Genomic DNA, 11140 nt, shown 5'->3' with positions numbered 1-11140 from the left:
CGTCGTCCGACACCAGCATGCCGCCACCCGAGGTGGTGATGATTTTGTTGCCGTTGAAGGAATAGACACCGAGACGGCCAAAACTGCCGCTGGCGCGGTCTTTGTATCGTGCGCCCAGCGATTCGGCCGCGTCTTCCAACACCGGCACGCCGTAGCTTTCGCAGATCGGCAGCAGCGCATCCATGTCGGCGCTCTGGCCATAGAGGTTGACCAGGATCACGCAGCGCGGCAGGCGGTTTTCGCGCTGCGCCCAGGCCAGGGCCCGCTCCAGCGCCTGGGGCGACATGTTCCAGCTCTGCGGCTCCGAGTCGATGAAAACCGGGCGTGCGCCGGCGTACAGAATCGGGTTGCAGCTGCCGACAAAGGTGAGCGAGGAGCAAAAGACGGTGTCGCCCGGTTGCACGCCGAGCAAGATCAAACCCAGGTGGATGGCGGCGGTGCCCGAACTCAGCGCTGCCGCGTGGCCCACGCCCACATGTTCGGCCAGTTCGCGTTCAAAGGCATCCACATGGGGGCCCAGCGGCGCGATCCAGTTGGTGCGAAAAGCCTCTTCCACGAACGCGGTTTCTTCTTCGCCCAGGTGCGGCGACGACAACCAGATGCGTTGCGACATCTCGCGCCGAAAGACCACGTCGACCGGTTTTTGAACCGCATTGAGCACCGGTACGTGGTCGATCTGGTGTTCGTCCATCATGGCCAGCACGCCCGCAGCGGTGGCGTCTTCGTGCACCACCAGCGGTGTTTGCGCGGGCAGCGCGCCCACCGGCGTGTTGTCGTCCAGGCCTTGCAACCGAGCGCGGCGCAGATCACCGTCGGTGAGAGTGCGCACCAGCACGCCTGGATCGCCGACCACCAGCAAGACGCCACGGGCTGTGCTGTCCAGCCGCTCCAGCGAGGCGCGCAGCGTGGTGCTGGGCGGCACACACAAGGCGTTGAATTCGGTTTGATTCATCCCATTCTCCTGGCCGGCACACCGACATAAACGCCCGCTTGCAGAATGTCTGCGCAGACCACTGCACCGGCGCCGACCACGGCACCGTCGCAAATTGAAACACCGGGCCGCACCACCGCGCCCGCACCCAGCAAGACCCGCGCGCCCACGCGCACGCCGCCGCCCAGCACCGCGCCGGGTGCGATGTGCGTGAATGCGCCTATGGTTACGTCGTGGTCCACCACCGCCGCATGGTTGACGATCACCCCCATGGCCAGGACCGCGCCTGGCGCCAGCACCGCTTGCGCGGCGACGAAACAACCGGCGGCGATCTGTGCGTGTGGCGATACGCAGGCCAAGGGGTGCAGCACGGAAACCAGCTGGTCCGGCCCCAGGGCCAGGCTCTCTTTTTCGCGCGCCGCGTTGTCGCCAATGGCCACGTGCAAGGCCTGTGGCCAGTGGCCCAGAGCGCCCATGGGGGTCAATGGCACGCCGGGCAGCAGTTCGCCCACACACAGCGCGTCGTTGCGGTCGGAGGCCTGTAGCCGCCAGGTGCCCGGCGTTCGCAGCAGGGCATCGGCCACCACGCGGGCGTGTCCACCAGCGCCGAACAGCAACAGGGCGGGTGTGTGTGTGGAGGGGTGTGCGGATTCAGTAGGCATTGGTTTTTTCCAGCACGCTGGCGTCCAGTGGCAGGGTGGCCAGGTGTTCCACAATGCGCGCGGCGGTCTGTCCGTCACCATAGCGGTTCACGGCTTCGAAGCGCGGTGCGTTCAAGGCCTGTGCCAGCGCTTTTTGCAGGGCGTCGCTTTGCAGCGGGGCGTCCACGGTGTTGGCATTGCGTTCGCGCAGGCGCTGGCGGTCGCCGATGTTGACCACCGGTGTGCCGAAGCTGGCCGCTTCGATGATGCCGGCCGAGGAGTTGCCAACCATGACCGCCGCGTGCCGCATGGCTTGCGCGAACAGGGGGCGGCCCAGGTGTGCCACGCGCCGCGAGCCGGCGGGCAGGGCGTGTTCGTCCAGCGCTTGCAGCACGCCCAGCGCACCGGCGTCGGCGTTGGGTTCCAGCCAGAGCACGGGCAGCCCTTGTTGGACCAAGGCGGCGATCAGGCTGCGGGTTTGTTCCCGCGCTTGTTCGGCTTGCTGCACCACCGGGTGGAAGACGGCCAGCACAAAGGGCTGGTGGGCGGGCATGCCGAGCGCGGCCAGGGCGGCTTCGCGCGGGCCTGCCGCCAGTTCCCGCAGGCCGTCGAGCCCGGGTGCACCCACCACATGGATGCGCGCTTCGGCTTCGCCCATGCGCAGCAGCCGTTGGCGCGAAGCTTCGGTGGCCACCAGGTGGTAGCTGCTCAGCTTGCTGATGGCGTGGCGCATGGGCTCGTCCACCGTGCCCGAGCGTTCACCGCCGTGGATGTGCACACAGGGCAGGCCCAGGTGCAGGGCCGCAATGGCGCCGGCCAGCATTTCGCCGCGGTCGCCCAGCAGCAGCAGCAGGTCGGGGCGCTGTGCTTCGAGCAGCTGGCCCATGCCTTGCAGGCATTGCGCCACGGCGGCACTCATGCTGGCGGGCGTGCGCGTGCTGACGTCCAGCGGCAGTTCGGCCGCCACGGGCAAACCTGCTGCGCGGATCTCGTCCACGGTGTGGCCGTGCGCGGCGCTCAGGTGCGTGCCGGTGACCGCCACCGCCACTTGCAGGGCGGGGTGTGAGGCAGCCAGTAACAAGGTGCTCTGCATCAAACCGAAATCGGCCCGGGTGCCGCTCAGGTAGAGCACCTGGCGCACGGCGGGGGTGGGGTGGGTGCTCAAGTGGCGTCCCCATCCTCAAAGTCGGACCAGTTGAGCACCGCGCCGGCCTGGACCGCGTGCTTGAGGCTGCGCCCCAGCAGTTGCGGCAGCTCGCGTGGCGGGATGCCGGTGGCGGGGCGTCGGCAAGCCAGCAGTTCGGCGGTGATCGTTTGCCCCGCTGCGATGTTTTGCGCGGCCACCACGCTGCGGCGCGCCACCTTTGCGGTGTCGCGTTCTTCGGGGCGGGGCGCCTTGATACCGTCGCCGAGCATGGCGCTGGTGCGCCGTATGCCTTGCACCATGCGGGCAAAGTCGCCCGGCTCCAGCGAGGCGCTGTGGTCCGGGCCGGGCATGTTGCGGTCCAGCGTGAGGTGCTTTTCGATCACGCAGGCACCCAGTGCCACCGCCGCCAGCGGCGCTTCTATGCCCAGGCTGTGGTCGGAGTAGCCGATGGCCACACCGAGTTCGCGCCGCATCTGGTGCATGGCGGTGAGGTTCAGGGTGTCGTCGTGGGCCGGGTAGGCCGAGGTGCAGTGCATCACCACCACCTGGTCGAGGTGTCCACGCGCGGCCCGGACCCAGGACAGCGCTTCGTGGATCTCGGCCATGGTGCCCATGCCGGTGGACATGAGCAGCGGCAGTTGCGTGGCGGCCGCGTGCTCGACCAGTGCCCGGTGCGTGAGTTCGCCCGACGACAGCTTGAAGCGTTTCACGCCCAGGCGCTGCAGCAGATCCACCGCGTCCAGCGAAAACGGGGTGGAGAAAAATTCGATGCCGATGGCCTGGCAATGGGCTTGTATCTGTGCGTGCTGCGCTTCGCTCAGCTCCAGGCCTTGCAGCAAGGCGAACTGGTCTTGCTCGCCGGTTTGCCGCGACTGGTATGCGGCCGTGGGCGCCCCCGGCACGACCAGGTCCTGGGCGCGAAAGGTCTGGAACTTCACCGCGTCGGCGCCCGCCGCGTGCGCCGCGTCGCACAGCGCCAGCGCCAGCGCCAGATCGCCGTTGTGGTTGACGCCGGCCTCGGCGATCACAAAAACCGGTGCGTGCTGGGCGCTCATGGTGTGGCTTTCCGGTGGCGCAGTGCTTGCCACTCTGCGAACTCGAAATCGTCCAGATCGTCGATGTCCACCGACTTCCAGCGCGGCATCTCGAACACGCCCATGTTCACGCTCCACAGGCCGTGTTCGGCGGCATGCGCCAGCGCCGCGCGCTGCCAGACGTAGATGGAACCGTTCAGCGCATACACGCCCGGTGCATCTTGTCGGCGGGTCTTGCCCGCGCCTTTGCTCAGGCGCATCCAGCCATCGGGCGCGGTTTCCACCAGGTTGAAATAGGGGTTGTCGGAGGCTTCGCGCACGCTCACCACCAGCGGCGCTTGCGGGCGCACCGACAAGGCGGCGGCGATGTCCGCGGTCTCGCGCAGGGGCGAGGTGGGTTGCAGGTCCACGATGCGCGCGATGCGCCGACCCTGGGCCTCCAGGTGCTGCACCAGGTGTTCGATCACCGGCAGCTTGGCCGCCTGATCGGTCGCCAGTTCGGCCGGGCGCAGATAAGGCACCAGGGCGCCAGCGGACCGCGCCACGTCGGCAATCGCTGCGTCGTCGGTGGAGACGTAGACCGATGCGATGCCGGAGCAGGCCAGCGCCTGTTCGATGCTGTGCACGATCAGCGGCTTGCCATTGAACGGGCGGATGTTCTTGCCCGGCAAACCCTTGCTGCCGCCGCGTGCGCAGATGGTGGCAATGGTGTCGGCGGTGGTGGACGGGTTCATCACAAGGCCATGAACTGTTGCAACATGTCCAGCCCCGCTTGCGCGCTGCGCTCGGGGTGGAACTGGCAACCAAACACGTGGTCGCGGGCCACGGCCGCGCAGATGCGCACTCCGTGGTAGTGGGTGTCGGCCAGCCGGTGCGCCTCGTCCAGCGGCACGGGCGCATACGAGTGCACGAAGTAGGCGTGTTCGCCTTCGGGCAAACGCGCCAGCGGCGTGTGCTGCCAAGAGGCGCGCTGTGCGGGCCGCTCCAGGCGGCTCCAGCCGATGTGCGGAATGCGCAAGGTCTGGCCATCGGGGGCTCGGGTGGGCACGGGCTGCACCCGGCCCGGGATCAGGCCCAGACCGGCGTGCTCGCCGTTTTCTTCGCCCACGTCCAGCAGCAGCTGTGCGCCCACGCAAATGCCGAGAAATGGCCGCTCGGCGGCCACGTGGCGGCGGATCAAATCGTCGAAACCCCGGTGCCGCACCGCGTGGGCCGCGTGCTCGAACGAACCCACGCCGGGCAGCACCATATGGCCGGGCAGATCGCCCACTTCGCTGGCCTGCTCCACCACCCGCACCTGTGCGCCGCAGTGTTCCAGCGCCCACACCACGTTGAGCAGATTGCTCATGCCGTAGTCGAGCACGGTGACCGGGCGCGCGCTCACAGCCGCACCTCCAGCCCTTGGTCGCGCGCGGCCTGTTTGATCTGCGGCAGCGTCATGCGATCCCAGTGCAGAGCGTCGGCGATCGCCACGCCCGAAGTACCCACCTCGGCGGCGCGCTTCAAGTCCAGCGGATCGCCAAAACCACCGCTGGCGATCACGGGCACACCGACCCGCGCGTTGACCGCTTGCAGCAGTTGGATGTCCAGCCCCCTGCGCGTGCCCTCTTTGTCCACCGCCGTGAGCAGGACCTCGCCCGCGCCCAGTTCCACGGCGCGTGCGATCCAGTCCACCACGTCCAGGCCGGTGCGTTCGCGCCCGTTGTCGGTGTAGGCCTCCCAGTGGCCGGGGCCGGTGCGCTTGGCTTCGACCGACAACACCATGCATTGCGAGCCAAAGCGCTGCGCCACTTCCGAGATCAGTTCGGGGCGCGCAATCGCGGCGGTGTTGATCGCCACCTTGTCGGCACCCGAGCGCAGGGCGGTGTGCACATCGGCCACCGAACGCAGACCCCCGCCCACGGTGATGGGCACAAAGATGCGGTGCGCGGCGCGGCGGATGATGTCGGACAGGCTGTTGCGCTGGTACAGGCTGGCCACGATGTCCATGAACACCAGCTCGTCGGCCCCCTGTTCGTAGTAACGCAGCGCAAAGGCCTGCGGATCGCCCACCACGCGCAGGCCCTCGAGCTGGATGCCCTTGATCAGATTGGGGCCCTTGATGTCGAGGCGGGGAATGATGCGCAAGCCGGGCATGGGATGGGGATCAAGCGCCGTCGAACACGGTGTGGCGCAGCTTCCACTGATCGTTCTCGCGCTTCCACAAGTGCGGTGAGCGGAAGGTGTCGGCCAGGCGCATGAAATAGTCACGGTCCATGGTGGGCGCTTCGAACATCTTGTTCGCCTGCGGAAATTCCTTGGCCGGGATGCTCAGGTAGTTGAAGATTTCCTCGGCGAAGCGCTCGGGGAATTCGCCGTCGTAGCGGCGCACCAGGGCCACGCCTTCGCCGCGATCGATGTCGCGCGATCGGATCTCCTGCGCGGCGTCGTAGGTGGCGCGCCCGATGCCGAACTTGGTGAAGGTGGTGTAGTAATGGAAGTCGTCGATGCGGTCGTCGATGCTGTTGTATTTGCTGTAGGTGCCCGGCGTGCGTTCGGGCGAAGCTTCAAAGCCGCCGTGCTCCACCGCGTAGTAGTAGCAGCTCTGCGGGTGCCACTTGAGGTAATAGCCCAGGTAATGCACCTCGACCTGTTTTTGCTGCATTTGCACGGGGTCGGCCGGCAGGTAGGGCAGCAGGTCTTGCTCTTCCAGTCCAAAGTCCTCGTACAGGCTTTTCAGCGAGGTGCCGCCCAGGAAAATCTCTGCCTTATTGGACGAGGTGAAGTACGACCAGTCGCGCTGGGCGCTGCTGGTGTCGCCAATCGGGTTGCCGTATTCGGCTTCGTTTTCACCGTACACCACGAACGGGATGTCGTGCAGCAAGGCCATCTTGGGCGCCAGCGATTTTTGCCCGAACATGAAGGCCTGGAACGGGTGGAACAGGTTGTCCACGGCGAGTCGGGTCAGCAGCCGGTGCACACGGCCATTGGGCGTCATCAGGTAGTTGTCGAACCCGGCGTGCAACCAGCTCTGGAAATTCTTCCAACCCCATTCGGTGTGCAGATGCGGTGCCCAGGTGACGGTGAGCGGGTGCATGCCAAAACGGGTCTTGAGCACATGCGAAGCGTAAAAGCTGTCTTTGCCGCCCGACCCGGGCAACAGGCAGTCGTAGCCGGAGCGGCTGCGGAACTTGTCGCACAACACGGCCAGCTGGTCTTCGCGGTCTTTCCAGTTGATGGCGCCGTCGTGCTTTTGTTCGGCAAAGCGGCAGGCATCGCACACGCCGTCTTCGTCGAAGGCGATGGTGGCCTTCTTGCTGGCCTTGGTGTGCTGGTATTCCACCGCCGAATTGGGGCGCTGGTTCGATATGACGCAGCGCTTGCAGAAATGCACGTGGCGCGGCAAGCCATACAGGATGCGGGCGTCGTCGTCGCTGGCCTCGAAGGCGGAGAGGTCTACAGGGGCGGGATTGGGAATGATGGACATGCGGCGACTGGGACCAATGGGGCCGAGGCGAATCGGCGGAGAAGGTGGACTTTTGGATTATAGGAACGCGGCCACCACCGAGAGTACCTGTTGCGTGGCAGAGACCGTGTTTTGCGCAGGACCACGGGGTTGGGCGACCCAGTGGTCCAGTGCCGGGTTCAAACCCTGAAGCGGCACCGCCTGGTCGGCGATGCCGTAGCGGGCCAGCGGCATGGCCTGGTCGAACACCGAACCGGTGACCTGGACCAGGCGGCAACCGGCCAGGTGGCCCTCCAGCCCGACGGTGGAGGTGAGGGTGACCACCACATCGGTGGCGTGCAGCAGCGGCGCCAGTGGCCAGCGCTGATCGGTCAGCACCACCCGCGGGTCATTGGGCAGCGCAGGCGGCGCTTCGCCCGCCCGCGTGCGCACCACCAGCACGGTGTCCGACCGCGCTTGCACCCATTGCACCAGTTGCGCCAGCGCCGCGCCGGGCAGTTGGGGACGGCCGGGGCGGCCATCAAAGGGGTGGGTGGCGGGTTCGACCTGGGTCGGCCAGAGCAGCACTTTTTTCGCGCCCCAGCCTTGCGATGCGCGCAGATCCTGCCCTTGCACAAGCACCTCGGGGCGGTTGATGGCGTCGAAGGCCGGGTTGCCGGTGATGGTGATCTGTTCTTCGCGTCGCCCGGCTGCGACCAGAAAGTCGCGCACCGATGCGTTGAGCACGCAGACCCGGTCGGCGTAGTCGGGCGCGCCTATCCACTGCACCTCGTCGATGGCGAACAAGTCCACCAGACAGATGGCCGGTATGCCCAGTGCGCGCGCGGCCAGCACCGCCGCACGTTCCGCGCGTGGCGCGTTGGTGGCCAAGACCAGATCGGGCGCGAGCTGGCGCAGCACGCGTGTGAGTGTCGGCACCGGCAGAAAGGCCTGACGGCCGCGCCGCTGGTAGTCGGCCGCAGCGGCTTCGGGTCCGACCGCAAGCTCCAGATCGGCGTAGGACAGGCCGAGGTAGGCGGCGGTTTCATCAGGATCGGCCACCGGGCCTGCCAGCCCTTGCATCAAGCGCCGCCCATGCGCCAGGGCGGCCGCATCGCCGGGCGTCACAAAGTCCTTGAATTGCACGGTCTCCAGACCCGCCGCGTGGGCCACCGGTGCGGCCGTGGTGAGCGCCAGCACCACCGGCTGCGCCAGGCCATGGGCTTGCAGTGCCTGCGCCACCGGCACCACCATCTGGATGTGACCGCTGCCGTAGGCGACCAGCAGCACCTTCTTCATGCCGCGGGTCCTCCGCTGGCGGAGCCTTGGTCCCACAGCGCCAGCGCCGCCAGAGCCCGCAGTTCGCGGGTGAAATTGGCCGATCCGTCGCGGTGCTGGTCCAGCAGGGCGGCGACGGCGGCGGGTTCGAACAGGCGGTTGATCACATCACTGCCTTGCAAGGTGTTGCGCAGCCAGCCGTGCAGCTCGCCTTTGAACCAGTCGCCCACCGGCACGGTGAACATCTGCTTTTTGCGGTAGGCCAGGTCTTCGCCGATCAAAGGTGCGGCGGCGCGTTTGAACCAGTGTTTTTTGTCGCCACCGGCCGAGAGTTTGGTGTCGCCGCGCGAGCGAAAGGCGAATTCCATCATGTGCCAGTCGAGAAACGGCGTGCGCGCTTCGATGCTCACCGCCATGCCCATGCGGTCGGGCTTGACGAGGTTGTTGCCGCTGAGCAGCAGCTGCATGTCGAGGTACAGCGCCTGGTTGACGCGGTCGAAATGGCGGGCCTCGTCGAACCAGGGTTTGGCCGCTGCGTTGAAGCTGTCGATGCCGTCGAGCAGCTTGCGCACGGCGGGCCGGTACAGCGCGGATTTGGCGTCGGGACTGAACAGCGAAATGCTGTCGAAGTAGCTGCGTGCGAACCCGCTGGGCGGCAGGGCCAGGGCATCGGGCCGTGCAAAAAACTGGGCGTATTTGTCGTAGCCGGCAAACAGTTCGTCTCCGCCGTCGCCGGTCAGCACCACTTTCACGTGGTGGGCGGCCAGTTCGCTCACACGCAGCGTGGGCATGAACGACGCGTCGCCGTGCGGCTGGTCCAGGTGGTGCAAGACCATGGGCCAACGTTGCAGCATATTGAGCTCGGCCACTTCGCGCGTGTGGTTGCAGCCAAAACGCTGGGCCGCCTGCAAGGCATAGGCCGACTCGTCGTAGCGCGGGTCTTCGAAGCCGATGCAAAAGGTCTTGACCGGTTCTTTCACGTGCCGCGCCATCAGGCCGACGATGGTGCTGGAATCGACGCCACCGGAGAGAAAGGCGCCAAAGGGCACATCGGCGCGCAGGCGGATGCGTGTGGCGTCGTCCAGCAAGGCCATGAACTCTTCGGACCAGGCGTCAAAGCCGAAATCCTGTTCTTGCTGGTCGGCCAGACGCCACCAGCGTTCGGTGTGCACGTGGGTGCCGCGTGTGTACTTGTGCCAGGTGCCGGGCATGAGGTGGCGCACGCCGTCAAACGCGGTCCAGGGCGCCGGAATGTAGTTGAACGTCAGGTAGTGGTGTATCGCTTCCAGGTCCATGCCCCGGCGCTGCCCACCGAGCGCAGGCCACAAGGCCTTGATCTCGGAGCCGAACACCATGCGCTGGCCGTCGTCGAACACGTACAGCGGTTTGACGCCGATGCGGTCGCGCGCCAGATACAGGGCGTCTTCGCGCGCATCGTAGATGGCGATGGCGAACATGCCGTTGAGCTTTTTCAGGCAGGCCATGCCGTCGCGTTCGTAGAGGCGCAGGATGACCTCGGTATCGGAATGCGTGTCCAGCCGAACGCCCTGGGCGCGCAACTCGGCGGCGAGTTCGACGTGGTTGAAGATCTCGCCGTTTTGCACCACGGTGATGCGGCCGTCGTCGCTCACAAAGGGCTGGTGCCCGCCGCCGATGTCGATGATGGACAGGCGCCGGTTGCCCAGGGCCACGCCGCGTGGCGGCTGGTGGCGAATGCCCTCGTCGTCGGGCCCGCGGTGCACCAGGGTTTGGGCCATGGCACGCAAGGCTTCTTCAGGCAGGGCTTGTTGCCTGCGGTCCCAGTAGCCGAAGATGCCGCACATCAGTTGGCTCCTTTGCCGCTGAGGCGGGCCACGGTCCACCAGGCGATTTTCAGATCCAGCCACAGCGATTGTTCGCGCGAGTAGCGCAGGTCGGCTTCCAGCCGCTGGGCGGGTGTGGAGTCGGAGCGGTACAGCGCTTGCGCCAGACCGGTGATGCCGGGGCGCACACTGCAGCGTTGCGCCCAGTCGCCGGGTGTGTAGAGCGCGCGCTGGGCGGGCACGTCGGGGCGCGGCCCCACCAGGCTCATGTCGCCCCGCAGCACGTTGAGCAACTGGGGCAGTTCGTCCAGGCTGGTGCGGCGTATGAAGCGGCCCACGCGGGTGATGCGGGGGTCGTGGGCGGCGGTGAAGTAAGGACCGGTGCTGGCAGCGTCTTTCACCATGCTGCGGAACTTGAACATGCCGAATTCGCGGTCGCCCAGGCCTATGCGGGTCTGGCGAAAGAACACCGGCCGGCCACTTTCCAGGGCCACGGCCAGCGCCGTCAGCAGCAACAAGGGGCTGAGCAGCAACAAGGCCAGCAGGGACAGCAGGGCGTCGAGCAAGCGCTTCATGGGCGCTGCTGGGCATCTGCGCCCATGGCGCGCGCGATCCCGTCGATGGTCGCGGCGATGCGCAGCCGGTCTGCCTCCACCTGCAGCGGGCTGCGATGTTGCAATGTGGTTTCGGCCTGGCGCAGCTGGGCGATTTCAGCTTCAAAGACCGCGTTCGAATCCGCGCGGTGGAAGGTGCGCGAGAGGATCACGGCTTGCGAACCCAGTCGCAGGTGTTCGGCCAGCACATCGCGGCCGGGCAGCAAGCCTTCGTCCAGCCGCGCGATGCCACCAAACCCCAGGCGCAAGCCTTGGGCGTGCACCCGCCG

At 66.9% G+C, this 11140-nt stretch carries 11 protein-coding genes and 1 pseudogene; all 12 read right to left on the bottom strand.

All coding sequences use genetic code 11. From position 1 onward, the window contains the following. On the bottom strand, positions 1–952 hold a 952-nt coding region (locus ABYB95_RS09270; protein ID WP_372658179.1), incomplete at its 3' end, for an aminotransferase class I/II-fold pyridoxal phosphate-dependent enzyme. Next, the gene (locus tag ABYB95_RS09265; RefSeq protein ID WP_372658177.1) at positions 949–1593 is read right to left on the bottom strand and encodes a NeuD/PglB/VioB family sugar acetyltransferase; all 645 of its coding nucleotides are present in this window, start codon (positions 1591–1593) and stop codon (positions 949–951) included. The genes ABYB95_RS09265 and ABYB95_RS09270, both read right to left, overlap by 4 nt. Continuing rightward, the gene (neuC, locus tag ABYB95_RS09260; protein ID WP_372658175.1) at positions 1583–2737 is read right to left on the bottom strand and encodes a UDP-N-acetylglucosamine 2-epimerase; all 1155 of its coding nucleotides are present in this window, start codon (positions 2735–2737) and stop codon (positions 1583–1585) included. The genes ABYB95_RS09265 and neuC overlap by 11 nt, the downstream gene beginning before the upstream one ends. After that, a complete protein-coding gene (neuB, locus tag ABYB95_RS09255) occupies positions 2734–3774 on the bottom strand; it encodes an N-acetylneuraminate synthase (protein WP_372658173.1) in 1041 nt (346 codons plus the stop codon). The genes neuC and neuB overlap by 4 nt, the downstream gene beginning before the upstream one ends. After that, the gene (locus ABYB95_RS09250; RefSeq protein WP_372658172.1) at positions 3771–4487 is read right to left on the bottom strand and encodes an acylneuraminate cytidylyltransferase family protein; all 717 of its coding nucleotides are present in this window, start codon (positions 4485–4487) and stop codon (positions 3771–3773) included. Before ABYB95_RS09250 ends, neuB begins: the two co-directional genes overlap by 4 nt. Next, complete coding sequence (hisH, locus tag ABYB95_RS09245) at positions 4487–5137, bottom strand: imidazole glycerol phosphate synthase subunit HisH (protein WP_372658171.1); 651 nt, start codon at positions 5135–5137, stop codon at positions 4487–4489. The genes ABYB95_RS09250 and hisH overlap by 1 nt, the downstream gene beginning before the upstream one ends. After that, the gene (gene hisF / locus ABYB95_RS09240; protein WP_372658170.1) at positions 5134–5889 is read right to left on the bottom strand and encodes an imidazole glycerol phosphate synthase subunit HisF; all 756 of its coding nucleotides are present in this window, start codon (positions 5887–5889) and stop codon (positions 5134–5136) included. The genes hisH and hisF overlap by 4 nt, the downstream gene beginning before the upstream one ends. Before the next feature lie 10 nt (positions 5890–5899). After that, a complete protein-coding gene (locus ABYB95_RS09235; RefSeq protein WP_372658169.1) occupies positions 5900–7219 on the bottom strand; it encodes an N-acetyl sugar amidotransferase in 1320 nt (439 codons plus the stop codon). Between the two features lie 57 nt (positions 7220–7276). Next, positions 7277–8476 carry a UDP-glycosyltransferase gene (locus tag ABYB95_RS09230; protein WP_372658168.1) on the bottom strand — a complete coding sequence of 400 codons (1200 nt, stop codon included), beginning with the start codon at positions 8474–8476 and terminating at the stop codon, positions 7277–7279. Beyond that, positions 8473–10278 (bottom strand): asparagine synthase (glutamine-hydrolyzing), encoded by a 1806-nt coding sequence (asnB, locus tag ABYB95_RS09225; protein ID WP_372658167.1) that lies wholly within the window; start codon positions 10276–10278, stop codon positions 8473–8475. Before asnB ends, ABYB95_RS09230 begins: the two co-directional genes overlap by 4 nt. Next, positions 10278–10832, bottom strand: a complete 555-nt coding sequence (locus ABYB95_RS09220) for a sugar transferase (protein ID WP_372658166.1) — start codon at positions 10830–10832, stop codon at positions 10278–10280. Before ABYB95_RS09220 ends, asnB begins: the two co-directional genes overlap by 1 nt. Beyond that, positions 10829–11140 (bottom strand): annotated as a pseudogene (locus ABYB95_RS09215) (aldolase); the annotation flags it as partial. The gene ABYB95_RS09220 and the pseudogene ABYB95_RS09215, both read right to left, overlap by 4 nt.

Source organism: Hydrogenophaga sp. (assembly GCF_041633695.1).
Taxonomy (GTDB): Bacteria; Pseudomonadota; Gammaproteobacteria; order Burkholderiales; family Burkholderiaceae_C; genus Hydrogenophaga.
The sequence above is the reverse complement of the archived record's forward strand: the minus strand, read 5'-3'. Positions and strand labels throughout refer to the sequence as shown.

Coding starts and splice junctions, on each gene's coding strand:
- ABYB95_RS09265 (WP_372658177.1), bottom strand. CDS start 1,593: ATGCCTACTGAATCCGCACACCCCTCCACACACACACCCGCCCTGTTG.
- neuB (WP_372658173.1), bottom strand. CDS start 3,774: ATGAGCGCCCAGCACGCACCGGTTTTTGTGATCGCCGAGGCCGGCGTC.
- ABYB95_RS09250 (WP_372658172.1), bottom strand. CDS start 4,487: ATGAACCCGTCCACCACCGCCGACACCATTGCCACCATCTGCGCACGC.
- hisF (WP_372658170.1), bottom strand. CDS start 5,889: ATGCCCGGCTTGCGCATCATTCCCCGCCTCGACATCAAGGGCCCCAAT.
- ABYB95_RS09235 (WP_372658169.1), bottom strand. CDS start 7,219: ATGTCCATCATTCCCAATCCCGCCCCTGTAGACCTCTCCGCCTTCGAG.
- ABYB95_RS09230 (WP_372658168.1), bottom strand. CDS start 8,476: ATGAAGAAGGTGCTGCTGGTCGCCTACGGCAGCGGTCACATCCAGATG.
- asnB (WP_372658167.1), bottom strand. CDS start 10,278: ATGTGCGGCATCTTCGGCTACTGGGACCGCAGGCAACAAGCCCTGCCT.
- ABYB95_RS09220 (WP_372658166.1), bottom strand. CDS start 10,832: ATGAAGCGCTTGCTCGACGCCCTGCTGTCCCTGCTGGCCTTGTTGCTG.